Below are 22,910 nucleotides of genomic sequence, written 5' to 3' on the forward strand. Positions count from 1 at the left end.
AAATTTGATGAAAGGCCTTCAGTCCGGGGCGCCAGGTCCGATAAAGGGGACGTGAGGGCAGATCCCCGGCTCAATTTTCCTTAGCACACAGTATTCCCAACCATGGCAAAAATCATCGGCATCATCGTGATATTCGCGGCTGTCCTCGGCGGCTACATCCTCGCGCATGGCAAGATCGCTGCGATCATCCAGCCGCTCGAGGTCCTGATCATCGGCGGTGCCGCCCTGGGGGCCTTCTTGCAGGCCAACCCGGGCAGCACCTTCATGCAGGTGTTCAAGAAGTCGCTGAAGATGTTTGGCAATCGCTTCACCCACGCCTTCTACCTGGACGTGCTCAAGCTGCTCTACGAGATCCTCAACAAGAGCCGGCGCGAGGGCATGATGTCCATCGAGGCGGACGTCGAGGATCCCAAGGCCAGTCCGATCTTCAGCAAGTACCCGAACATCCTCAAGGATGAGCGGATGACTGCCTACGTCGCCGACTATCTGCGGCTGATGTCCTCCGGCAACATGGCCCCCCACGAGCTGGAAGGCCTGTTCGACATGGAGCTGGCCGGCATCAAGGAAGAGCTGGAGCATCCGTCCCACGCGGTATCGCGGGTCGCCGACGGCCTGCCCGGCTTCGGCATCGTCGCCGCGGTACTGGGTATCGTGATCACCATGGGCATGCTCGGCGAGGGTGACCAGGCGGCCATCGGTGGCCACGTGGGCGCCGCCCTGGTGGGTACCTTCCTCGGTATTCTCGCCGCCTACGGCTTCTTCGGTCCCCTGGCGACCTGCCTGGAGCACGACGCCAAGGAAGAGCTCAATGTGCTGGAGGCCATCAAGGCCTGCCTGGTCGCCGCGGCCAGCGGCATGCCGCCCACCGTCGCCGTGGAGTTCGGCCGCAAGGTGCTGTTCCCGGCGCACCGGCCGTCCTTCAGTGAGCTCGAGCAGGCGATGCGGGGCAGCTGATGGACAACAACCAGCCGATCATCGTCAAGCGCATCAAGAAGAGCGCCGCCGGCCACCACGGCGGCGCCTGGAAGATCGCCTTCGCCGACTTCGCCACCGCCATGATGGCGTTCTTCCTGGTGCTCTGGCTAATGTCCTCGGCCACCCCGGAGCAGAAGAAGGCCATCGCCGGCTACTTCCAGGATCCGATCGGCTTCACCGAAAGTGCCAGCCCCTATGTCATCGACCTGGGCGGCACGCCGACGCCGGCGCCTGACCGCACCCTGAATCCCGAGATCCAGGCGCAACCGGATTCGACCCAGAACAAGGTCAATCCGGACGTGCAGGAGCGCGCCGACCCCAACGATTCCAACCGTGTCGCGCCCGATCCCACCCAGGCGCCCGATCAGTCCGACAAGCGCCAGCCCAACGACGCGGCCCAGCAGCAGAAGGATGCCAGTCAGGCCAAGATGGATCCGAGCCAGGCGGAAAAGATCGCCGAGCAGGTCGACAAGGAGCGCCTGGAGCTGCTGCTGCAGGAGCTGCAGAACAAGATCGAGCAGAATCCGGAATTGCAGAAATTCAAGGACCAGATCCTGCTGGAGATCACCCAGGACGGCCTGCGCATCCAGATCGTCGATGCCGACAACCGGCCGATGTTCGATTCCGGCAGCCCGCGGCTGAAGTCCTATTTCGAGGACATTCTGCTGGCCATGGCCGACACCATCCGCCAGGTGCCGAACAAGATCAGCATCAGCGGCCATACCGACGCGGCGCGCTACAACGGCAAGGGCGACTTCAGCAACTGGGAGTTGTCCGCCGGTCGCGCCAACGCCGCGCGTCGGGCGCTGGTCGCCGGTGGCTATCCGGAAGACCAGGTGGCGCGGATCGTCGGCTATGCCTCTTCGGCACCCTTCGATCGCGAGCATCCGCTCAATCCGGTCAACCGCCGCATCGACATCATCGTGCTGACCAAGAAGGCCCAGCAGGCCATCGAGGGCCGCGCCGGCGGCAACCAGGCGCCCAAGCCCGCGGCTGGCGCCGCACCGGCGGCCAGTCGGGGCGGGGTCTCCAGCGGTGGCGTCAGCGCCACCGGCAACCTGGCGCAACCCGTCAACAACGCGGCCTTCAAGCAGCAGGTCAATGCCTTCGATGCCGGCGTCATCCAGGGCAAGCCCTGAGCGGGCGCGGTGATCGATAGGAAAATTCGCTGCTAGCGTTCGGTTTTTTCGTCCGTTGGCCTGAGCGAGGCTGGTTAAGCTGCAGGGGTTTCATGCTGGATCGGGCACCTTGCGCCCTGGCGCGCGGTCTCCCGATCTCCGATTCCCTTGCAGGAGCCTTCCGATGAGCAACGCCTTTATCGACACCATCAAGCGCCGTCGCACCCAGTACGCGCTGGGCAAGAACCTGCCACTGGCCCAGGACGAGGTCACCGCGCTGATCCAGGAAGCGGTCAAGCTGTCGCCCTCCGCCTTCAACTCGCAGAGTTCGCGCGCGGTGATCCTGTTCGGCGCCGAGAGCGACAAGTTCTGGGGCTTCGTCATGCAGGCGCTGCGGCAGATCGTTCCGGCCGACGCCTTCGCCGCCACCGAAGGCAAGATCAACAGCTTCGCGGCCGGCGCCGGCACCGTGCTGTTCTACGAGGATCGGCACGTCGTCGCCGGCCTGCAGGACAAGTATCCCGCCTACGCCGACAACTTCCCCATCTGGTCGGAACAGGCCAGCGGCATCGCCCAGTTCTCCGTGTGGACGGCCCTGGCCAACGCCGGCATCGGCGCCAGCCTGCAGCACTACAATCCGCTGCCCGATGCCCTGGCCGCCGCCGAGTGGCAACTGCCGGAGACCTGGCATCTGCGCGCGCAGATGCCCTTCGGTTCCAACGAAGGCGACTTCCCGGAGAAGGGCTTCATGGACGACGCCGAGCGCTTCCGCGTCTTTGGCTGATGGTCGTCGACTGATACAAGAAAACGCCGGGCTTGCCCGGCGTTTTGCTTAGTAGCGTGACTCGCCATCGAGGCTGGCCAGGATGTGCCGGTAACTGGCCATCCGCTGCGGATGGATGTCACCGCGCTCCAGGGCCGCGAGCAAAGCGCAGCCGGGTTCGCGCTCGTGCTTGCAGTCGCGGAAGCGGCAGTGGCCGAGGTAGTCGCCGAATTCCTTGAAGCCGGCTTCGACGTCGTCACGGCTGACGTGGCTGAGGCCGAATTCGCGGATACCGGGCGAGTCGATCAGATCGCCGCCATCGGGAAAGTGGAAGAGCCGGGCGGTGGTGGTGGTGTGGGTGCCCTTGTTGGTCAGCTCGGACAGCGGTCCGACGCGGGTATCGACGCCCGGCAGCAGGGCGTTCACCAGCGACGACTTGCCCACCCCCGATTGACCGACGAAGACACTGACATGCTCGTCCAGCTCGCTCTTGAGCTGGTCCATGCTCAGGCCGTTGTGGGCCGAGACTTCCAGCAGCGGATAGTCCAGCTCGCGGTAGACGCCCAGCAGTTCGTCCAGCGCCGGGCCGTTGTGCGCGTCGATCAGATCGGCCTTGTTGAGCAGCAGCAGCGGCTGGATGCCGGCATGCTCGGCGGCCACCAGGTAGCGATCGATGAGATTGGCGTGAGGCGTGGGCAGCGGGGCGAAGACGATCACCAGGCGGTCGACGTTGGCCGCCACCGGCTTGAGCAGGCCGCGCATGTCCGGCCGGCAGATCTCCGAACGCCGCGGCAACTGGGCGACGATGACGCCGTTGCCCTGGAGGCTTGGGCGAAACACCACCCGGTCGCCGGTGACCAGGGTCGGCAGGTTGGCGCGCAGGTGACAGCGCTGCAGCTGGCCGTCGTCATCCTCGACCTCCACCTGAACGCCGAAGTGGGCGATCACCAGGCCTTGTTGCTCCGGTCCCAGGTCGCCGCCTTCGAGTTCGTCGATCAGCTTGGATTCGCGCTTTTCCGCGCGGGCGGCGCGTTCGGTCTGGATTTTTTCGATCCGCCAGCTCTGGCGACGGGTCAGGTGGCGTTTGGCCATGGGATATCCGCGGGTTTCAGGACCGCTGAGTCTAGCATTGGCCGCCTCTCGCGGATTACCTAAACTTGGCGTACCTCGTCGCTCCGGAGCCCCCATGCTGGCCCATCTCGCCTCGCGCTATCCGCTGTTGCTGGCCGTGCTGGTGCAACTGGCCGCCCTGGTGGTCGCCGTCGTCGGCATCCGCCTGTGGGCCGGCTTCGCCGGCCAGCGCCCCTCGCTGCTGGCGCTGGTCTGCCTGCAGGCGGTACTGGCGGCTCTGTTGGGCGAGTTGCTGGGACTCGCCCGCTGGTGGGTGTTCATCAATGTGCTGTTCGCCCCGGCGCTCTACCTGGTCAGCGGTCGCGGGCTCTCGGCGGGCATCGCCGCGCTCGGCTTCCTGCTGCTCCTGCTGCTGAACTGGAACAGCCTGCGCGAGCGGGTACCGCTCTATCTCACCGGGCGCCAGACCCGCGAGCGGCTGGCCGAATTGCTCGCCGAGCGCGAGCCGACCTTTCGCTTCGTCGACCTCGGCTGCGGCCTGGGCGATACCCTGGTCGATCTGTCCCGGCGCTTTCCCCAGGCCACCTTCGTCGGCGTGGAGACGGCGCCACTGAGTTTCGCCCTGGCCTGGCTGCGCTGCCTGCCGCGGCGCAATTGCCAGGTGCGCTATCGCGATCTCTGGCGGGTTGAGCTGGGCGAGTTCGACGTCGTGTACTGCTTTCTCTCGCCGGCGCCCATGCCACGCCTGGGCGACAAGGCCCGCACGGAACAGCGGGCCGGCAGCTGGCTGATCAGCAACACCTTCGAGATTCCCGACCAGCCCGCGGATCAGGTGCTGGAGGTAGGCGACCTGCGTGGCAGCCGGCTGCTGCTCTGGCGCCGGTAGGTACGCGGCAGGCGCGCTGCTACACTGGTGCCATCATCAAGGAGTTCACCATGACCGCCCCCAATCCGCAGCACCTGATCTGGATCGACCTGGAAATGACCGGCCTGGATCCGGATCGGGACGTGATCATCGAGATGGCCACCATCGTCACCGACAGCGATCTCAATGTGCTGGCCGAAGGCCCGGTGCTGGCCATCCACCAGTCGGAAGAGATCCTGGCCGGCATGGACGAGTGGAACACCCGCCAGCACGGCGGCTCGGGACTGACTCAGCGGGTGCGCGAGAGCACCGTCGATACCGCCCAGGCCGAGGCCCTGACCCTGGAATTCCTGCAGCAGTGGGTGCCCAAGGGCAAGTCGCCGATCTGCGGCAACAGCATCTGTCAGGATCGCCGCTTCCTCTATCGCCGCATGCCGGAGCTGGAAGCCTACTTCCACTACCGCAACCTGGACGTCTCCACCCTCAAGGAACTGGCCGCGCGCTGGGCGCCCCATGTGCGTGACGGCGTGAAGAAGAGCGGCAGCCACCTGGCGCTGGACGACATCCGCGATTCCATCGCCGAGCTGCGGCACTATCGCGAGCACTTCATCAAGGTCTGACGGCCACCCGTCCGTGCTGCTGTCCATCCTTTATCTGGTCGCGATCACCGCCGAGGCCATGACCGGCGCCCTGTCCGCGGGGCGCCGCGGCATGGACCTGTTCGGCGTGGCACTGATCGCCAGCGTCACCGCCCTGGGCGGCGGCTCGGTGCGCGACGTCCTGCTGGGGCACTATCCACTCGGCTGGGTAAAGCACCCGGAGTACCTCGCGCTCACCGTCGGCGCGGGCCTCGCCACCGTGGCCATCGCGCGAGTCATGCGCTATCTGCGCCGGCTGTTCCTGGTGCTCGACGCCCTGGGCCTGGTGGCCTTTACCGTGATCGGCTGCCAGGTGGCCCTGGAGATGGGCCTGAGTCCGGCCATCGTCATCGTCAGCGGCACCCTCACCGGCACCTGCGGCGGCATCCTGCGCGACATCCTCTGCAACGACGTACCCCTGATCCTCAGGCGCGAGCTCTATGCCAGCGTGGCGGTACTCTCCGCCGGCTGCTACCTGCTCTGCCGCCCGTGGCTCGGCGAAGAGCAGGCGCTGCTCATCACCCTGGCCGCGGGGTTGCTGTTGCGCCTGCTGGCGTTGAGATTCAACTGGCAGATGCCGACCTTCACCTATCCGGACGATCCCCACGGTTGAGGTCGTGAGAAATTGCGCGGTATCGCGCTGAAAGGCTTGTCCTAGAGCCTTTTGTGCGGCATTTTTCAGGCCCCAGTTACCGATAGGGAGATCGGTCATGTCTGGAAAGCCTGCTGCTCGCCTGGGCGACGCCGTCGCCTGCCCCAAATGCGGTACCAGCGCCCTGGTCCAGGGCTCCACCGATGTCGCTTTCGATGGCCTACCCGCCGCCACTCTCGGCCATGCCTGCGGCTGTGGCGCCGCCCTGAGCGCCGCGGTCATCCCCACCGTCCTGATCAACGGCCGGCCTGCGGCGGTGCTCGGCAGCCTTACCTGCCATGGCGGCGTGGTGATTGGCGGCTCGGGCAGCGTCATCATCGGCCTGGACGCCGGCGGCGCGCCCAAGGGCGCCTGCGCAAGCCGTGCAGGCACTACCGGCCTGGCACCGGGGCAGGGCCAGCCTTCGGCACTTCGCTCCCGGGAGCGACAGGATATCGAGGAGCCTGCCAACCACCCGGAGAGCGCACCCGTTGCCAGGGATGAAGTCGCCGAACAGGCGGAGCGCCCGCTAGAACAGCGCATCACCCTGCGCATCGGCGTCTTCTTCGACGGCACCGGCAACAACCTCTTCAATGCCGCCACCGGTGCGGCTTGTCGGGCGGAAGAGCAGGGCTTTCGCCAGGATCAGGCGCGCAGCATCGTCCGGCATTGCGAGAAGTTCATGCTGAGTACCGATGGCAGCTATGCGGGGGCGGAGACGAATATTGCGCGGTTGTATCGGCTGTATGAGAGCGATGTGGATCGAAAGCTCGATAAAAGCGAGATTCGATCCAGTATCTCTGTCTATATCGAAGGTATTGGGACGCAAGCTGGCCAGCCGGATAATTTGTTTTCCATGGGGACAGGCGTGGGGAAAAGCGGCGTGTTGGGCTGCGTCCGCAGTTTCCCATCCGCGTTTGCCAAACAATACGTACAGTTTCGACTCAGTAATCCCAAAGTATCCGTCGAGGCTGTCGAGTTCGATCTTTTTGGTTTTAGCCAAGGGGCAGCAGCAGCGCGGCATTTCGCCAATGAGGTATTAAAGGTCGATGGTGGTATTGCCGCGGCAGGATTGTTGCCGTGTCTTCCCTGGAAGCGCACCAAGGTGAAACTCAATTTCATTGGCGTGTTCGATACCGTGGCAGCAGTTGCTGATCCTCTGCGGGGCGATTTCAGTCCAGCCAATGCGATTAATCCGGGGCTCAATCTCTATCTGCCGGCTGGTTGCGCGCTCAAGGTTGTGCAATTGGCAGCGCAGCACGAGTACCGCCGCAATTTCGCCCTGACCAGCGTGGCGCCCGAGCATGAGGAGATATTCCTGCCCGGCGCATATGCCGATGTCGGGGGTGGCTATCCGGATGAGATGCAGGAGGGATTGTTGATGACCCGGCCGAGGGCTTCCCGTGAGCCCAGGGGCACGGATAGCCACCAGGCCTGGAGCTATCGTCAGGCTGAACTGGAGTTGCGGCGCCTGCAAGGGCCGCCTTGGTACGACTCAACCAGCACTCGTCTTGGCATCGATACCTGGCGCCTCGAGTTGCCCCGTGTCCGGGGCGACCTGCCGGAAGTCGAAGTCTTCGCTGCGATACGGCTGGAGCGAAAGGTTCGTGGAGAGCTATCCCTGGTTTACCTGCGGATGATGCACCGTCTGGCCAGTGCCCAGGGTGTCCCTTTCACGACCCTCGATGACGAGGATCCGGAGTGGCGTTTGCCGGCCGAACTGGCTCCGATAGCCAGCAAGCTTCAGTCCGGTAGTCCGCATATACCTGAGGCACTGAGTCAGGCCGAAAATCGTCTGCTGCTCAGTCGCTATGTACACAGGTCGGCTCACTGGAATGCGCGCATGGGCAGTGGCCTGGGTAATGTGGATACGATCTTCGTCGATGCCCCTACCGCCGATGGTCGGCGCAACGTCTATCCCAATCGACCGCAGGCGGGGTATCCGATATGAGTCGCTTTTGGCTGCTTCTCATCTTGGTGTTGTGTATTGCTGGCTGCCAATCCAATGCCTCGACCAAACAAAAAATGCCTTACGAATCCTGGTATTTGGGCTTTATAGCGCCTAACTACATGGAAGTTTGGCTGGAGCAAGTCAATATTGGTGATAACAACGGGCGCATCTTTCCCAATGCCATGGGGGGAGTAGTGTCTTATGGCAAACCTGAAAATCTGGCGATTCGCGCAGAGGGTTGGCCAGAAAGAATCGGCTCAGGCAAAGGCCGTACTCTAACCGGCTTAGACTTGCCCTACGTTATCTCTTTGCGCTGGCAATCCATGGTCGAGCCTCAAACCTATCACGCACTGTTTACCATCCCCGATTGGGCCAGGGCAAAGATGGTCGAGCGTATCCCGGACCAGTGTCCGAGCGGTTACCACTTCGACTATCGCGAGCCCTCACCATCGGCCTGGCGCCCGGCGGGGTGGTCAAGGTCTGGATCATGGGCCCGTGCCTCGATCCCATCGAAGTCCTGACCCTCCAGGCCGAGATCGAGCCCAAGGGGCCCTATGGTGGCAAGTCGGGCGGCAAGTACCGACCGCTGTCGCCGGTGGTCAAGCACTATGTCGACAAGTACGGCGTGCCCTATGGCAGCTGGTGGGCACCCATCCCCTACACCACGGTAGGGCCCTGAACGTCTTACCTGCCGCTCAAGCCTCGCCGTGCCGCTGCAGCGCCCATTCCACGTGTTCGCGCACCAAGGGTGAGGGGTGTTCGCGCTGCAGCTTCAGGGCTTCCACAACCGGGATGCTGGTGGGGGCATTGCCCAGGCCGACGGCCAGATTGCGCAGCCAGCGCTCGTAGCCGGCGCGGCGCAGGGGCGAGCCTTCGGTGCGGCTGAGGAATTCGGCTTCGGTCCAGCGGAACAGTTCGGCCAGGCTGGCGCTGTCCAGGCTGTGACGCGGCTGGAAATCGCCTTCGGCAGTCGGCTTGGCGAAGCGATTCCAGGGGCAGACCAGCTGGCAGTCGTCGCAGCCGAAGACCCGGTTGCCGATTAGTGGCCGTAGCTCCAGCGGGATGGAGCCCTTGAACTCGATGGTCAGGTAGGATATGCAGCGCCGGGCGTCGAGCTGATAGGGGCCGACGAAGGCCTGGGTCGGGCAGATATCCAGGCAGGCGCGGCAGGTGCCGCAGTGATCGCGCGGGGTGGGTTCGTCCACCGGCAGGGGCACATCGACGAAGAGTTCGCCGAGAAAGAACCAGCTGCCGGCCTTGCGATTGAGCACCAGGGTGTTCTTGCCGATCCAGCCCAGGCCGGCCTGTTCGGCGATGGCCTTTTCCAGCACCGGCGCACTGTCGACGAAGGCGCGATAGCCGAAGGGGCCGATCTCGCCCTGGATGCGCTCGGCCAGTTGTTGCAGGCGCTTGCGGATCAGCTTGTGGTAGTCGCGGCCCAGGGCGTAGCGCGAGACGTAGGCGGCCGCGCCGTCGGCCAGGCGCTCGCTCATGCGGGTGTCGCCGGGCAGGTAGTCCATGCGCAGGGAAACCACCCTCAACGTCCCCGGGACCAGTTCGGCCGGTCGCGAACGTTTGCTGCCGTGCGCGGCCATATAGTCCATCTCGCCATGGAAACCGGCGGCCAGCCAGCGCTCCAGATGTTCCTCGTGACGTGCCAGATCCAGCCCGGCGATGCCGGTCTGCTGAAAGCCCAATTCCCGACCCCAGGTCTTGATGAGGTCGGCCAGGGCGGCGAGATCGAGAGCGACAGCGGACATCGACGGGAACGCACAGGCAGGAGGGCCGCCTATTTTGCCAGACTCCGGAGGCTTTCCCAGCATGCACGACGAACTGCCGTTCCAGCTCTACAGCGCCCAGCAGGTACGGGATCTCGACGCCCAACTGATCGCCGGCGGTCTGCCCGGTCTCGAGTTGATGAGGCGCGCGGCGGCCGCGGCCTGGCGCTCGTTGCGCCATGGTTGGCCCCATGCCGGCGCCCTCTGCGTGCTGGCCGGCGGTGGCAACAATGCCGGCGATGGCTATCTGGTCGCTGCGCTGGCGCGCAAGGCCGGCTGGCAGGCCCGGGTCTGGTACCTGGCCGATCCCGCCGGACTCCAGGGCGACGCCGCCCTGGCCCAGGCCGAGGCCCTGGCCGCCGGCGTGGACATCCAGCCCTGGCGCGCGGACGCCCCGCTCGAAGGCGTGGTGGTCGACGCCCTGCTGGGCACCGGGCTCAAGGGCCCGGCGCGGGCGCCCTATGCGGCTGCCATCGAGCGGATCAACGCCAGCGAACTGCCGGTGGTGGCCATCGATCTGCCGTCCGGACTGAACGCCGATACCGGCGCCGCTGCAGGTCCGCTGGTACGCGCCGACCTGACCATCTCCTTCATCGGTCTCAAGCTGGGGCTGTTCACCGGCAAGGGGCCGGATCACGTCGGCAGTCTGGTATTCGAGCCGCTGATGGAGGAGCCGCAGAATCCTGCTCATGCCACCGCCCAGCGCCTGGCACCCGGCAACCTGCCACGCCTGGCGGCGCGCCCGCTCAATGCGCACAAGGGACAGTACGGTCATCTGCTGGTGATCGGCGGCGACGAAGGCACCGGTGGCGCGGCCATCATGACCAGCGAGGCGGCGCTGCGCTGTGGCGTGGGCATGCTCAGCCTGGCGACCCGGCCGTCCAATGTGACCGCGGTGCTGGCGCGGCGGCCGGAGATCATGGTCGCCGGGGTGCATTCCAGTTTCGCCGTGCTGGAGCTGGCCAAGAAGGCCGATGTGCTCGCGGTCGGACCGGGCCTGGGGCAGGGCGCCTGGGGCAAGGCCCTGGCCAGTGCCGCCGCGACGCTGGACGTCGTCCAGGTCTGGGACGCCGATGCCCTCAATCTGCTAGCCGCCGGGGTGGTCGAGGCGCCACGCGGGCCCTGGGTGATGACGCCCCATCCGGGCGAAGCGGCGCGGCTGCTGGAGGTCTCGATCAAGGACATCGAGGCCGATCGCCCCGGCAGCGCCCGCGAACTGGCGCGGCGCTACGGCGGCGTGGCGCTGCTCAAGGGCTTCGGCACCCTGATCGCCCACCCGGACGGGCGCATGGCGCTGTGCGGAGAGGGGCACCCGGCAATGGCCACGGGTGGCCTGGGGGACATTCTCACCGGTATCATCGCCGCCCTGCTGGGGCAGGGGCTGGCGCCCTTCGAGGCCGCCTGTCTGGGCGCCTGGCTGCATGGCCGTGCCGGTGCCGAGCTGGGTCGCCAGGGCCGCGGTCTCGCCGCCAGCGATCTGCCCCCGGTCGCTCGCCAGTTGCTCGAGGAACTCCAGCCATGCCTGAACTGACCCTGCACGCCGCCGACGAAGACGCCATGTATGCCCTGGGTGCCCGCCTGGCCCAGGCCAGCGGCGGTCGCGGCGTGCTCTATCTGCACGGCGATCTGGGTGCCGGCAAGACCACTCTGTCGCGAGGCATCCTGCGCGGTCTCGGCCATGGCGGGGCGGTGAAGAGTCCGACCTTCACCCTGGTCGAACCCTACGAACTGGCCAGCGGTGCGGTCTATCACTTCGACCTCTACCGCCTGGCCGATCCGGAAGAACTGGAATTCATGGGGATTCGCGACTACTTCACACCCGAGGCCTTGTGCCTGGTGGAATGGCCCGAGCGCGGTCAGGGCTTTTTGCCAAAGCCGGACCTGGACATTACCATTACGCCACGCGCCGACGGCCGTGATCTACGCCTGGTCAGCCAGGGCGCTCACGGCGAGGCCTGGTGCGCCGCCCTCGCGCCCTAGGCGCCGATCCCTCGTTCTCCAGCTATACGGTCGCAGGCATGCGCAAGCGTTTTTTCAGGTCGGGACTCGGCCTGTTGTTGTTGATTCTCAGCAGTCAGTTGCTGGCCGCCACCCAGATCAAGGGTATGCGCGTCTGGCGCGCGCCCGACAATACCCGTCTGGTGTTCGATCTGACCGGCCCGGTCAAGGCCAGCGTCTTCACCCTCAGTGCCCCGGATCGCATCGTCATCGACCTGTCCGGCGCGCAGCTCGACGGTGGGCTGAACGAAAAGCCGCTGCGCAACACCCCCATCACCGGCCTGCGGGCGGCCCAGCGTTCGCCGGGCGAGGTGCGCCTGGTGCTGGACACCAAGGGTGCCCTGACGCCCAAGAGTTTCACCCTGGCGCCCAACAAGGAATACGGCAATCGCCTGGTGGTCGATCTCTACGACCAGGGCACCGACCCTGCCACCAGCGACATCCCCGCCACGGTCACGCCCAATCTGCCGGCCACCCCGGTGACCCCGGCCCAGCCGGCGACCCGTCTGCCCTCCAGCCCCAGTGGCAAGCGCGACGTGGTGGTGGTGATCGACCCCGGTCATGGCGGTGAGGATCCGGGCGCCATCGGCCGCGGCCGGCTGTACGAGAAGAACGTGGTGCTGGCCATCGCCAAGCAGCTGCAGGCCAATCTCAACCGACAGAGGGGCTTTCGCGCCGAGCTGACCCGCACCAGCGACTACTTCATCCCGTTGCGCCAACGACAGGTCATCGCCCGCAAGAAGGGTGCCGACCTGTTCATCTCCATCCATGCCGACTCCGCACCCAGCGCCAGCGCCGAGGGCGTCACCGTCTTCGCCCTGTCCCAGCGCGGCGCCACCTCCGAGGCGGCGCGCTGGCTGGCCGATGCGGAAAACCGCTCCGACCAGGTCGGCGGGGTGTCGGATGCCCTGGACAACAAGGACCCGATGCTCGCCGGGGTGCTCATGGACCTGTCCATGACCGCCACCGTGGCCTCCAGCCTGGAGGTCGGCCAGACCATCCTCGGTCAGGTCGGGCGCGCGACCAAGCTCCTGCATTCGCGGGTGGAGCAGGCGGGTTTCATGGTGCTGAAGTCGCCGGACATCCCCTCGATCCTGGTGGAGACCGGCTTCATCACCAATGCCAACGAGTCGGCCAAGCTGGCCAGTCCGGCGCACCAGGGCCTGCTCGCCCGGCAGATCCAGGCCGGTATCGTGCAGTACTTCCAGCATCGTCCGCCGCCAGGCACCTACCTGGCCTGGCAGCGCGAGCAGCGGGGCGACAAGGTCGGCAGCGTGCGCGGCTTCGATCAGCACCGGGTGCAACCCGGCGAAAGCCTGAGCCTCATCGCCCGTCGCTATGATGTCGACCTTTCCACCCTGCGCGCCGCCAACGGGCTGCGCGGCAATCGCATCCGCTCCGGTCAGGTGTTGACCATCCCCACCCACGAACTGGCGGCCAGCAATGACTGAACCCCGGCGCATCCAGCTGCTCAGCCCGCGGCTGTCCAACCAGATCGCCGCCGGCGAGGTGGTCGAACGCCCCGCCTCGGTGGCCAAGGAGCTGCTGGAGAACAGCCTGGACGCCGGTGCCCGGCGCATCGACATCGAGGTGGAACAGGGCGGGGTCAAGCTGTTGCGCATCCGCGACGACGGTCACGGCATCCCGGCGGATGACCTGCACCTGGCCCTGGCGCGCCATGCCACCAGCAAGATCTATCACCTGGATGAACTGGAAAGCGTCACCAGCCTGGGCTTTCGCGGCGAGGCCCTGGCGTCGGTCAGTTCGGTGTCGCGCCTCACCCTGACCTCGCGTTTTCGCGGCGAGGACCAGGCCTGGCAGGTGGAGACCGAAGGCCGCGAGATGCAGCCACGGGTGCAGCCCGCCGCCCATCCCCAGGGCACCTCGGTGGAGGTGCGCGACCTGTTCTTCAATACCCCGGCGCGGCGCAAGTTCCTGCGCGCCGAAAAGACCGAATTCGATCACCTGCAGGAAGTGGTGCGGCGCCTGGCGCTGGCGCGCTTCGACGTGGGTTTTCATCTGCGACACAACGGCAAGAGCGTGCTGGCCCTGCATCCGGCGAGCGATCCCCAGAGTCAGGGGCGGCGCGTCGGCGCGGTCTGCAGCCCGGCCTTTCTCGAACAGGCGCTGCCGCTGGAGCACGAGCGCAACGGCCTGCGCCTGTGGGGCTGGGTCGGCCTGCCGACCTTTTCGCGCAGCCAGGCGGATCTGCAGTACTTCTATGTCAACGGCCGCATGGTGCGCGACAAGCTGGTCGCCCATGCGGTGCGCCAGGCCTATCGCGATGTTCTCTACAACGGCCGCCACCCGGCCTTCGTGCTGTTCCTGGAAGTGGATCCGGCGGTGGTGGACGTCAACGTCCATCCCACCAAGCACGAGGTGCGCTTCCGCGATAGCCGCCAGGTGCACGACTTCCTCTACGGCACCCTGCACCGGGCCCTGGGCGATATCCGCCCGGACGACCAGCTCGCCGTGGTGGCACCCACGGCGCCAGCGCCGCTGAGCGGTCCGGCCGCCGGCGAATTCGGCCCGCAGGGCGAGATGCGCCTGGCCGCCGCCATGTTGCACGACAGCCCTGCGCCGCCGGCCCAGCCTTTCGCCGGTGGCGGCGGGTCGGGTGGCGCCGCGCACTACAGTCCCACCCCGCAGCCCTATGCGGGTGCGCCGGTGGCCGAGGTGCAGAGCGCCTACAAGGCCTTCTTCGCGCCGCTGCCGGAGGGTGCCGAAGCCGCGTCCCTGCCGGTGGAGCAGGGCGACGTACCGCCGCTGGGTTATGCCCTGGCGCAACTCAAGGGCATCTACATCCTCGCCGAGAATGCCCAGGGCCTGATCCTGGTGGACATGCACGCCGCCCACGAGCGCATCACCTACGAGCGGCTCAAGGTGGCCATGGCCAGCGAAGGCCTGCGCGGTCAGCCGCTGCTGGTGCCGGAATCCCTGGCGGTCAGCGAGCGCGAGGCCGATTGCGCCGAAGAGCACGGCCAGTGGTTCGAGCGGCTCGGCTTCGAATTGCAGCGGCTCGGCCCCGAGACCCTGGCCATCCGGCAGATCCCCGCGCTGCTCAAGCAGGCCCAGGCCGCGCGACTGGTGCAGGACGTGCTCGCCGACCTGCTGGACTATGGCACCAGCGATCGCATCCAGGCGCACCTCAACGAATTGCTCGGCACCATGGCCTGCCATGGCTCGGTACGCGCCAACCGGCGGCTGACCCTGCCAGAGATGAATGCCCTGCTGCGCGACATGGAAACCACCGAGCGCAGTGGCCAGTGCAACCACGGTCGTCCCACCTGGGCCCAGCTCAGCCTGGATGACCTGGACAAACTCTTCCTGCGCGGCCGCTGACCGCCTCGCCGTGTCCCGCGCGGCGCCCTTCGAGAATCCCTCATGACCGCCCCCCTGCCGCCCGCCATCTTTCTCATGGGGCCGACCGCCTCCGGCAAGACCGATCTCGCCATCGAACTGGCACGGCTGCTGCCCGTCGAGCTGATCAGCGTGGATTCGGCGCTCATCTATCGCGGCATGGACATAGGCACCGCCAAACCTGACGCCGAGCTGCTGGCCACCCATCCGCACCGGCTGGTGGACATTCGCGATCCCGCCGAGAGCTATTCCGCCGCCGAATTTCGGGCCGATGCCCTGGCGGCCATGGCCGAAATCACCGCGGCCGGGCGCATCCCGCTGCTGGTGGGCGGCACCATGCTCTATTTCAAGGCCCTGCTCGAAGGCCTGGCCGACATGCCCGGTGCCGATGCCGGAGTACGGGCCGAGATCGAGGCGCTGGCGGCCACGGCGGGCTGGGGCGAGATCCATCGGCAACTGGCCGAGGTCGATCCGGTGTCGGCCGCGCGCATCCATCCCAACGACCCCCAGCGCCTCCTGCGCGCCCTCGAGGTGTATCGCGTCAGCGGCCAGTCGATGACCGCGCATCGCGCGCTGCAAATGAGCGCCAATGCCGATTCGAACGGCGCGCCCCAGACGCAATTACCCTATACTGTGGCCCAATTGATCCTGGCGCCCGGTCGGCGTGAGGTGCTCCATGCGCGTATCGCCGAGCGCTTCAATCTGATGCTGGAACAGGGCTTCATCGACGAAGTTTCAGCCTTGCGGGAACGTCCCGATCTGCATCCTGGTCTGCCGTCCATGCGATCCGTAGGCTATCGTCAGGTGTGGGAGTTCCTGGAAGGGGATTGCACGCGGGAAGAGATGGTGGCGCGTGGCGTGGCGGCGACGCGGCAATTGGCGAAGCGGCAGTTGACCTGGTTGCGTGGCTGGCCCGCCGCGCACACCTTCGACAGCCTGGCTTGTGACAATCTGCCGCGGATCTTGAAATGCCTGTCCGGTGACACCATATCGCCCCACAGCTGAATCGTTTTTGTCCGCGTGTCCATGGTGGGCAGCGGAAACTGGCATGTCGCCAGATCGGTATTTTCATTTCCTTAGGAGAGCGACACGATGTCAAAAGGGCATTCGCTACAAGACCCTTACCTGAACACCCTGCGTAAAGAGCGCGTTCCGGTTTCCATCTATCTCGTCAATGGTATCAAGCTGCAGGGTCAGATCGAGTCCTTCGACCAGTTCGTGATTCTGCTCAAGAACACCGTCAGCCAGATGGTCTACAAGCATGCAATCTCCACCGTGGTGCCGAGCCGCCCGGTCCGTCTGCCCAGCTCCGAGACGAGCGAGTCGGATAGCGAATAAATAACAAGAGGAGCGCCCTGTTGTTCTTCGAGCGTCACGAAGGTGGTGAGCGGGCCATTCTGGTCCATTTGGAAGGCCTGCATCCCGAGGCGCGCGAAGATCCTCAGGAGTTTCTCGAACTCGCGCGATCGGCGGGTGCGGAGACCGTGTCTTTCGTCACGGTGAATCGCAGCCAGCCGACCGCGCGTTATCTCATCGGTACCGGCAAGGTCGAGGAACTGCACGATCAGGTGCACGCCCATGCCGCCGATCTGGTCATCTTCAACCATGACCTCACGCCCAGTCAGGAACGCAACCTCGAAAAAGCCTTCGAGTGCCGCGTCCTCGACCGCACGGGCCTCATTCTCGATATCTTCGCCCAGCGCGCCCGGACCCACGAGGGCAAGCTGCAGGTGGAGCTCGCCCAGCTCGAACACATGAGTACGCGGCTGGTACGCGGCTGGACTCACCTCGAACGGCAGAAGGGCGGTATCGGTCTGCGCGGCCCGGGTGAAACCCAGCTCGAGACCGACCGTCGTCTGCTGCGGATCCGTATCCGTCAGATCCGCCAGCGCCTGGACAAGGTGCGCAGCCAGCGCGAGCAGGCTCGGCGCGGGCGTCGGCGGGCCGAGATTCCCTCGGTGTCCCTGGTGGGCTACACCAACGCCGGCAAGTCCACCCTGTTCAACAGCCTCACCGAATCCGGCGTCTATGCGGCCAATCTGCTGTTCGCCACCCTCGATCCCACCCTGCGTCGTCTGGAGCTGCCGGATCTGGGGCCGATCGTGCTGGCCGATACCGTGGGCTTCATCCGCCATCTGCCGCACAAGCTGGTCGAGGCTTTCCGCGCGACGCTGGAGGAATCCAGCAACTCCGACCTGTTGCTGCACGTGATCGATGCCCACGAGGACGATCGCCAGCTGCAGATCGAGCAGGTCGAGGCGGTGCTGCACGAGATCGGCGCCGATGAGCTGCCAATGCTGGAAATCTACAACAAGCTCGATCTGCTCGACGGGGTCGAGCCGCATATCCAGCGCGACGACGAAACCGGACGCCCGATCCGGGTCTGGGTGTCGGCGCGCGAAGGTCGCGGTCTGGAGCTGGTCGGTCAGGCCGTCGCCGAATTGCTTGGCGAGGATCTCTTGGTCGGCGTGCTGCGCCTGCCTCAGCGACATGCCCGGCTGCGCGCGCAGCTGTTTGACCTGGGCGTGGTTCGCCAGGACGATCATGATGACGAAGGCAACATCCTGTTGTCTGTACGAGTACCCCGCGCCGAACTCAATCGACTGCTCAGCCGGGCCGGTGAAGAACCGGAAGTCTTTATCCAGCAACATGTTTTGCAATAAACCCCCGCTCGGCGCTTTTGTTCGGGCAGGGACCATCCGGTAGCATTGGTCGGCGCGCCATTTCGGCGCGTTTTCGCGTTATCAGTAGGGAGAGCGCTATGGCTTGGAACGAGCCCGGTGGCAACTCGAACAATCAAGACCCCTGGGGCGGCCGCAACAACAACGGTGGCGGCAATGGTGGACGCAAGGGGCCGCCGGATCTCGACGAAGCCTTGCGTAAGTTTCAGGACCGCATCAACCGCCTGGTTGGCGGCAAGAAGCGGTCCGGCGGCAGTGGCGGCGACAGTTTCGGCTCGGGTGGTGGCAAGGGCTTGCTGCTCCTGGGCGTACTGCTGGTCGGCGCGCTCTGGCTGTACAACGCCGTCTACGTCGTGGACGAGCAGGAGCAGGCAGTGGTGCTGCGCCTGGGCAAATACCATGAGACGGTAGGGCCCGGCCTGAACATCTACTTCCCGCCCTTCGAGACCAAGTACCAGGAAAACGTCACCCGTGAGCGGGCCTACAGCAAGCAGGGCGCCATGCTGACCCAGGACGAGAACATCGTCGAGGTGCCGCTGACCGTCCAGTACCGCATCACCAACCTCAAGGACTTCGTCCTCAATGTCGACCAGCCCGAGGTCAGCCTGCAGCAGGCGACCGACAGCGCGGTGCGGCATGTGGCCGGCTCCTCGACCATGGACCAGTTGCTGACCGACGGCCGCGAACAGGTCGCCACCAGTGTGCGCGAGCGTCTGCAGCGCTTCCTCGACACCTACGGCACCGGCATCACGGTGACCCAGGTGAATATCCAGAGCGCAGCAGCGCCGCGTGAAGTTCAGGAAGCCTTCGACGACGTGATCCGTGCTCGCGAGGATGAACAGCGCGAGAAGAACCAGGCCGAAGCCTATGCCAACGGCGTGATCCCCGAGGCTCGCGGTGCTGCCCAGCGCATCATCGAGGAAGCCAACGGCTATCGCGACGAAGTCGTGGCCCGTGCCCAGGGTGATGCCTCGCGCTTCAGCCAGCTGGCGGTCCAGTACGCGGCCAATCCGCAGCTGACCCGCGAGCGTCTGTACATCGAGACGATGCAGGAAGTGCTTGGCCAGTCGAGCAAGATCATGGTCACCGGTCAGGCCGGCCAGAATCTGCTCTATCTGCCGCTCGACAAGCTGATGCAGAACCGTGCTCCGGCACCGACCTCGGCCATCAGCAGCGGTGCTGCCCCGGCGGCATCGAGCGACACGGCGGCCTCGGTCATTCGCAATCTGCCGCAGTCCACCGAAGCGCGTACGAGGGAGAGCCGCTGATGAGCAACAAATCGCTGGCCGCGCTGATCGTCGTGGTCGTTCTAGGTCTTGCGGCCTGGAGCAGTCTGTTCGTGGTGAAGGAGACCGAGCGCGCGGTGATGCTGCGCTTCGGTCGCGTGGTCGAGCCCAATCTGGAGCCCGGCCTGCACTTCAAGATCCCGTACGTCAACCGGGTGCGCAAGTTCGATGCCCGCCTGCAGACGCTGGATACCCCGACGCAGCGTTTTCTGACGCTGGAAAAGAAAGCGGTGATGGTCGATGCCTACGCCAAGTGGCGCATCTTCAATGCCGATCGCTACTACACCGCGACCTCGGGTCTCAAGCAGATCGCCGACGAACGCCTGCTGCGCCGCCTGGAAGCGGGACTGCGTGACCAGTTCGGTCGTCGCACCCTGCATGAGGTGGTCTCCGGTGAGCGGGATGCAATGGTCGGTTCGCTGACCGCGGCGCTGAACAAGATGGCCAACCAGGAGCTGGGTATCGAGGTGCTGGACGTGCGCGTCAAGGCCATCGACCTGCCCAAGGAAGTCAGCCGCAGCGTCTATGAGCGGATGAGTACCGAGCGTGAACGGGAAGCCCGTGAGCACCGGGCCAAGGGTCGCGAACTGGCCGAAGGCATCCGTGCCGACGCCGATCGTCAGCGCCGCGTGCTGCTGGCCGAAGCCTATCGCCAGGCCGAACAGGCCCGTGGTGAGGGTGATGCCCAGGCGGCCCAGGTGTATTCCCAGGCCTACTCGAAGAATCCGTCGTTCTTCTCCTTCTATCGCAGCCTGCAGGCCTATCGCTCCAGCTTCTCCAGCAAGAGCGATGTCCTGGTGCTGGATCCGAAGAGCGATTTCTTCAAGTATTTCCAGAGTCCGGGGCAGTGAGGTCCGGGATGAGCGGCGGCTAGGCTTCGCTCGTCGTTCATCCCCGATCGCCGATTTTTTCGTGTTATCATGAATCAGCCGGGGCCATCCCCGGCTTTTTTGCGTCCGTACGAAACCCGTGGAAGGGCGACGCCCTGGCTGATCCGGGTAGCAATCCACGGCAGAGCGGCTTGATCCGGCGGCAGGATTCTCCAGGAATCCACTGCGCCGACCTCGGCAGCCGCGTGCCGATCCATGACATGGAGAAGAGGCCTAATGGCTACGGTAGACCGCTGGCTGCTGCCTGACGGTATCGAGGAAATCCTGCCGCCCGACGCGGCGCGCATCGAGGGCGCTCGGCGCCGGGTGCTGGAACTGTTCCATTGCTGGGGCTACGAGTTCGTCATCACCCCGCACCTGGAATTCCTGGAATCGCTGCTCACCGGCGCGGCCAAGGAGCTGGAGCTGCGCACCTTCAAGGTGACCGATCCCAGCTCCGGTCGCCTTATGGGCTTCCGCTCCGACATCACGCCCCAGGTGGCGCGCATGGAAGCCCATAGCCTCAAGCAGAGCGGCCCGAGCCGACTGTGCTATGCCGGCAGCGTGCTGCATACCCGTCCCCGTGCCCTGTCCACCTCGCGCAGTCCGATCCAGGTCGGCGCCGAGCTCTATGGCGTGCCCGGCAGCGAAGGGGATCTGGAAGTCATCAGCCTGATGCTCGATGTGCTCGAGCAGGCCCAGGTGCCCGATATCCACATGGATCTGGGGCACGTGGGGATTTATCGCGGGCTATGCCAGGCGGCCGGCATCTCCGGCGCCAGCGAGCAGCAGCTGTTCGATGCCCTGCAGCGCAAGGCGGTCGACGAGATCGCCGAGCTGACCGCCGAGTTGCCCGCCGCCGAGCGCGGCTGGCTGCGGGCCCTGGCTGAGCTCAGCGGCGATGCCGCGGTGCTCGACCAGGCCCGGCAGCGCCTGGCGGGTGCGCCCGCAGGCGTCCTGCAGTCGCTGGAGGAGCTGATCGCCCTGGCCGAATCGCTCCAGGGTCGTTTCCCGGGCGTGCCGCTGTATTTCGATCTGGGCGAGCTGCGCGGTTATCACTACCACACCGGCGTGGTCTTCGCCGCCTTCGTGCCGGGCACCGGGCAGTCCATCGCCCAGGGTGGTCGCTATGACAACATCGGTGCCGACTTCGGGCGTTCGCGTCCCGCCACCGGTTTTTCCACCGATCTGAAGACCCTCGTCGAGCTGGGCACCGCCGTGCTCGACGAGCCGCGCCGCGGCATCTGGGCGCCGGCTGGCCATGCGCCGGTGCTCTGGCAGGCGGTGCGCGAATTGCGCGCCGCGGGCGAGCGGGTGGTCCAGGCCACCGGTCATGACGACGCGGACCAGTTGCACAGCTCGGGTTGCGATCGCCGCCTGGTCGAGCAGCAGGGCGCCTGGGTCGTGGTGCCCGTGAATTCCTAAGCACCGGATCTGGCATCCGGGTGAATGTGAGCATCGTCGGCCTGGCCGACAGAAATCTTCCTGACAGGGGATAAGGTTATGGGTAAGAACGTCGTCGTCCTGGGCACCCAGTGGGGTGATGAGGGCAAGGGCAAGATCGTGGATCTGCTGACCGACCAGGCCGCTGCCGTGGTGCGTTATCAGGGCGGTCACAATGCCGGCCACACGCTGGTCATCGATGGCCAGAAGACCATCCTGCGGCTGATTCCCTCGGGCATCCTGCGCGCCGACACCCAGTGCCTGATCGGCAATGGCGTGGTGCTGTCGCCGGAAGCCCTGTTCAAGGAAGTCGGCGAGCTGGAAGCGCGCGGCGTGCCGGTGCGCGAGCGCCTGCGCATCAGCTCGGCCTGCTCGCTGATCCTGCCCTATCACGTGGCCCTGGATCAGGCGCGTGAGAAGGCCCGTGGCGAAGCCAAGATCGGTACCACCGGTCGCGGCATCGGCCCGGCCTACGAAGACAAGATCGCCCGTCGCGGTCTGCGTGTCGGCGATCTGTTCCACCCGGAGCGTTTCGCGGTCAAGCTCAAGGAAGTGCTGGACTATCACAATTTCGTCCTGCAGAACTACTTCAACGAGCCGCCGGTGGACTTCCAGAAGACCTACGACGAGGCCATGGCGCACGCCAAGGTCATGCAGCCGCTGGTCATGGACGTCGTCAGCCGTCTGCACGAGCTGCGCAAGGCCGGTGAGAACCTGATGTTCGAAGGTGCGCAGGGCACCCTGCTGGACATCGACCACGGCACCTATCCCTTCGTCACCAGTTCCAACACCACCGCCGGTGGCGTGGCGACCGGTTCCGGCGTGGGTCCGCTGTACCTGGACTACATCCTCGGCATCACCAAGGCCTACACCACCCGCGTCGGCTCGGGTCCCTTCCCGACCGAACTGTTCGACGAGACCGGTGCCTACCTGGCCAAGCAGGGCCATGAATTCGGCTCCGTCACCGGTCGTCCGCGCCGTTGCGGCTGGTTCGATGCCGTGATCCTGCGTCGCTCCATCGAGATCAACAGCATCTCCGGCCTGTGCCTGACCAAGCTGGACGTGCTCGACGGTCTGGAAACCGTGCGCATCTGCACCGGTTACAAGGATGCCGCCGGCAACCTGCTGACCGAGGCGCCCACCGACGCTGACAGCTACATCGGTCTGCAGCCGGTGTACGAGGACATGCCCGGCTGGAGCGAATCCACCGTGGGTGCCCAGAGCCTCGAGGCGCTGCCGGCCAATGCCCAGGCCTACATCCGCCGTATCGCCGAGCTGGTCGAGGCGCCGATCGACATCGTCTCGACCGGTCCGGATCGCAAGGAAACCATCGTGCTGCGCCATCCTTTCGCCTGATGCGCTAAAAGGATGCAGCCTGAAAAGCCCCGCCCCGCGGGGCTTTTCTGTTTCCGGGGGGGCAGGAGACGCTGGTAGCTCGGGGACGGCCGCTGGTCCGAAATGGCCAGCATATTGCTATGACTAT

22 protein-coding genes are annotated in these 22,910 nt (G+C 65.7%); 20 read left to right on the forward strand and 2 right to left on the reverse strand.

Annotation, left to right across the window (positions count from 1 at the left end; all coding sequences use genetic code 11):
- Positions 1–102: 102 nt before the first annotated feature.
- From motA to AABM56_RS02545, 3 genes are all read left to right on the forward strand, one after another.
- Positions 103–954 carry a flagellar motor stator protein MotA gene (gene motA, locus AABM56_RS02535; protein WP_017642892.1) on the forward strand — a complete coding sequence of 284 codons (852 nt, stop codon included), beginning with the start codon at positions 103–105 and terminating at the stop codon, positions 952–954.
- Positions 954–2,114, forward strand: a complete 1,161-nt coding sequence (locus AABM56_RS02540) for a flagellar motor protein MotB (protein ID WP_133862334.1) — start codon at positions 954–956, stop codon at positions 2,112–2,114. Before motA ends, AABM56_RS02540 begins: the two co-directional genes overlap by 1 nt.
- Positions 2,115–2,277: 163 nt before the next feature.
- On the forward strand, positions 2,278–2,877 hold the full coding sequence (locus AABM56_RS02545; RefSeq protein WP_133862333.1) for a nitroreductase family protein: 600 nt from the start codon (positions 2,278–2,280) through the stop codon (positions 2,875–2,877).
- A gap of 48 nt (positions 2,878–2,925) precedes the next feature.
- Here the strand turns inward: AABM56_RS02545 and rsgA are convergent, their stop codons facing one another.
- Complete coding sequence (gene rsgA, locus AABM56_RS02550; RefSeq protein WP_133862332.1) at positions 2,926–3,948, reverse strand: small ribosomal subunit biogenesis GTPase RsgA; 1,023 nt, start codon at positions 3,946–3,948, stop codon at positions 2,926–2,928.
- A gap of 94 nt (positions 3,949–4,042) precedes the next feature.
- Here rsgA and AABM56_RS02555 point away from each other — a divergent pair, with 94 nt between their 5' ends.
- The 6 genes from AABM56_RS02555 (at position 4,043) to AABM56_RS02580 (ending at position 8,691) form a co-directional block, all read left to right on the forward strand.
- Entirely contained in the window at positions 4,043–4,813 is a 771-nt protein-coding gene (locus tag AABM56_RS02555; RefSeq protein ID WP_208692990.1) for a class I SAM-dependent methyltransferase, read from the forward strand.
- A 50-nt stretch (positions 4,814–4,863) separates the two neighbouring features.
- Positions 4,864–5,412, forward strand: a complete 549-nt coding sequence (gene orn / locus AABM56_RS02560) for an oligoribonuclease (protein WP_133862330.1) — start codon at positions 4,864–4,866, stop codon at positions 5,410–5,412.
- A gap of 16 nt (positions 5,413–5,428) precedes the next feature.
- On the forward strand, positions 5,429–6,043 hold the full coding sequence (locus AABM56_RS02565) for a trimeric intracellular cation channel family protein (protein WP_042137396.1): 615 nt from the start codon (positions 5,429–5,431) through the stop codon (positions 6,041–6,043).
- Positions 6,044–6,140: 97 nt separating this feature from the next.
- On the forward strand, positions 6,141–8,012 hold the full coding sequence (locus AABM56_RS02570; protein WP_133862329.1) for a PAAR domain-containing protein: 1,872 nt from the start codon (positions 6,141–6,143) through the stop codon (positions 8,010–8,012).
- Entirely contained in the window at positions 8,009–8,533 is a 525-nt protein-coding gene (locus tag AABM56_RS02575) for a DUF2931 family protein (RefSeq protein ID WP_347883818.1), read from the forward strand. Before AABM56_RS02570 ends, AABM56_RS02575 begins: the two co-directional genes overlap by 4 nt.
- Complete coding sequence (locus AABM56_RS02580) at positions 8,500–8,691, forward strand: hypothetical protein (RefSeq protein ID WP_263259630.1); 192 nt, start codon at positions 8,500–8,502, stop codon at positions 8,689–8,691. The genes AABM56_RS02575 and AABM56_RS02580 overlap by 34 nt, the downstream gene beginning before the upstream one ends.
- Positions 8,692–8,707: 16 nt before the next feature.
- Here the strand turns inward: AABM56_RS02580 and queG are convergent, their stop codons facing one another.
- Complete coding sequence (queG, locus tag AABM56_RS02585; RefSeq protein WP_133862328.1) at positions 8,708–9,772, reverse strand: tRNA epoxyqueuosine(34) reductase QueG; 1,065 nt, start codon at positions 9,770–9,772, stop codon at positions 8,708–8,710.
- A 61-nt stretch (positions 9,773–9,833) separates the two neighbouring features.
- Between queG and AABM56_RS02590 the strand changes: the two genes are divergently transcribed.
- From AABM56_RS02590 to AABM56_RS02640, 11 genes are all read left to right on the forward strand, one after another.
- Positions 9,834–11,321, forward strand: coding sequence for an NAD(P)H-hydrate dehydratase (locus AABM56_RS02590; RefSeq protein ID WP_263259631.1), 1,488 nt, complete (start codon positions 9,834–9,836; stop codon positions 11,319–11,321).
- The gene (gene tsaE / locus AABM56_RS02595; RefSeq protein ID WP_133862326.1) at positions 11,309–11,770 is read left to right on the forward strand and encodes a tRNA (adenosine(37)-N6)-threonylcarbamoyltransferase complex ATPase subunit type 1 TsaE; all 462 of its coding nucleotides are present in this window, start codon (positions 11,309–11,311) and stop codon (positions 11,768–11,770) included. Before AABM56_RS02590 ends, tsaE begins: the two co-directional genes overlap by 13 nt.
- Before the next feature lie 38 nt (positions 11,771–11,808).
- Entirely contained in the window at positions 11,809–13,239 is a 1,431-nt protein-coding gene (locus AABM56_RS02600) for an N-acetylmuramoyl-L-alanine amidase (protein ID WP_133862325.1), read from the forward strand.
- The gene (mutL, locus tag AABM56_RS02605; RefSeq protein WP_133862324.1) at positions 13,232–15,130 is read left to right on the forward strand and encodes a DNA mismatch repair endonuclease MutL; all 1,899 of its coding nucleotides are present in this window, start codon (positions 13,232–13,234) and stop codon (positions 15,128–15,130) included. The genes AABM56_RS02600 and mutL overlap by 8 nt, the downstream gene beginning before the upstream one ends.
- Before the next feature lie 42 nt (positions 15,131–15,172).
- Positions 15,173–16,153, forward strand: a complete 981-nt coding sequence (gene miaA, locus AABM56_RS02610) for a tRNA (adenosine(37)-N6)-dimethylallyltransferase MiaA (protein ID WP_347883819.1) — start codon at positions 15,173–15,175, stop codon at positions 16,151–16,153.
- 87 nt (positions 16,154–16,240) lie between these two features.
- Positions 16,241–16,486: an RNA chaperone Hfq gene (gene hfq / locus AABM56_RS02615; RefSeq protein ID WP_007161156.1), complete on the forward strand. Its 246-nt coding sequence runs from the start codon at positions 16,241–16,243 to the stop codon at positions 16,484–16,486.
- A gap of 20 nt (positions 16,487–16,506) precedes the next feature.
- Positions 16,507–17,811, forward strand: coding sequence for a ribosome rescue GTPase HflX (gene hflX / locus AABM56_RS02620; protein ID WP_133862322.1), 1,305 nt, complete (start codon positions 16,507–16,509; stop codon positions 17,809–17,811).
- Positions 17,812–17,909: 98 nt separating this feature from the next.
- Positions 17,910–19,097: an FtsH protease activity modulator HflK gene (hflK, locus tag AABM56_RS02625; protein WP_133862321.1), complete on the forward strand. Its 1,188-nt coding sequence runs from the start codon at positions 17,910–17,912 to the stop codon at positions 19,095–19,097.
- Positions 19,097–19,966 (forward strand): protease modulator HflC, encoded by an 870-nt coding sequence (gene hflC / locus AABM56_RS02630; protein ID WP_017642910.1) that lies wholly within the window; start codon positions 19,097–19,099, stop codon positions 19,964–19,966. Before hflK ends, hflC begins: the two co-directional genes overlap by 1 nt.
- 255 nt (positions 19,967–20,221) lie before the next feature.
- Complete coding sequence (locus AABM56_RS02635; protein WP_133862320.1) at positions 20,222–21,409, forward strand: ATP phosphoribosyltransferase regulatory subunit; 1,188 nt, start codon at positions 20,222–20,224, stop codon at positions 21,407–21,409.
- A 78-nt stretch (positions 21,410–21,487) separates the two neighbouring features.
- Positions 21,488–22,783 carry an adenylosuccinate synthase gene (locus AABM56_RS02640; protein WP_133862319.1) on the forward strand — a complete coding sequence of 432 codons (1,296 nt, stop codon included), beginning with the start codon at positions 21,488–21,490 and terminating at the stop codon, positions 22,781–22,783.
- Positions 22,784–22,910: the final 127 nt, after the last annotated feature.

This window comes from Pseudomonas aestiva, from assembly GCF_039908605.1.
Taxonomy (GTDB): domain Bacteria; phylum Pseudomonadota; class Gammaproteobacteria; order Pseudomonadales; family Pseudomonadaceae; genus Chryseomonas; species Chryseomonas aestiva.

Coding starts and splice junctions, on each gene's coding strand:
- motA (WP_017642892.1), top strand. CDS start 103: ATGGCAAAAATCATCGGCATCATCGTGATATTCGCGGCTGTCCTCGGC.
- AABM56_RS02540 (WP_133862334.1), top strand. CDS start 954: ATGGACAACAACCAGCCGATCATCGTCAAGCGCATCAAGAAGAGCGCC.
- AABM56_RS02545 (WP_133862333.1), top strand. CDS start 2,278: ATGAGCAACGCCTTTATCGACACCATCAAGCGCCGTCGCACCCAGTAC.
- rsgA (WP_133862332.1), bottom strand. CDS start 3,948: ATGGCCAAACGCCACCTGACCCGTCGCCAGAGCTGGCGGATCGAAAAA.
- AABM56_RS02555 (WP_208692990.1), top strand. CDS start 4,043: ATGCTGGCCCATCTCGCCTCGCGCTATCCGCTGTTGCTGGCCGTGCTG.
- orn (WP_133862330.1), top strand. CDS start 4,864: ATGACCGCCCCCAATCCGCAGCACCTGATCTGGATCGACCTGGAAATG.
- AABM56_RS02570 (WP_133862329.1), top strand. CDS start 6,141: ATGTCTGGAAAGCCTGCTGCTCGCCTGGGCGACGCCGTCGCCTGCCCC.
- AABM56_RS02575 (WP_347883818.1), top strand. CDS start 8,009: ATGAGTCGCTTTTGGCTGCTTCTCATCTTGGTGTTGTGTATTGCTGGC.
- AABM56_RS02580 (WP_263259630.1), top strand. CDS start 8,500: ATGGGCCCGTGCCTCGATCCCATCGAAGTCCTGACCCTCCAGGCCGAG.
- queG (WP_133862328.1), bottom strand. CDS start 9,772: ATGTCCGCTGTCGCTCTCGATCTCGCCGCCCTGGCCGACCTCATCAAG.
- AABM56_RS02590 (WP_263259631.1), top strand. CDS start 9,834: ATGCACGACGAACTGCCGTTCCAGCTCTACAGCGCCCAGCAGGTACGG.
- tsaE (WP_133862326.1), top strand. CDS start 11,309: ATGCCTGAACTGACCCTGCACGCCGCCGACGAAGACGCCATGTATGCC.
- AABM56_RS02600 (WP_133862325.1), top strand. CDS start 11,809: ATGCGCAAGCGTTTTTTCAGGTCGGGACTCGGCCTGTTGTTGTTGATT.
- mutL (WP_133862324.1), top strand. CDS start 13,232: ATGACTGAACCCCGGCGCATCCAGCTGCTCAGCCCGCGGCTGTCCAAC.
- miaA (WP_347883819.1), top strand. CDS start 15,173: ATGACCGCCCCCCTGCCGCCCGCCATCTTTCTCATGGGGCCGACCGCC.
- hfq (WP_007161156.1), top strand. CDS start 16,241: ATGTCAAAAGGGCATTCGCTACAAGACCCTTACCTGAACACCCTGCGT.
- hflK (WP_133862321.1), top strand. CDS start 17,910: ATGGCTTGGAACGAGCCCGGTGGCAACTCGAACAATCAAGACCCCTGG.
- hflC (WP_017642910.1), top strand. CDS start 19,097: ATGAGCAACAAATCGCTGGCCGCGCTGATCGTCGTGGTCGTTCTAGGT.
- AABM56_RS02635 (WP_133862320.1), top strand. CDS start 20,222: ATGGCTACGGTAGACCGCTGGCTGCTGCCTGACGGTATCGAGGAAATC.
- AABM56_RS02640 (WP_133862319.1), top strand. CDS start 21,488: ATGGGTAAGAACGTCGTCGTCCTGGGCACCCAGTGGGGTGATGAGGGC.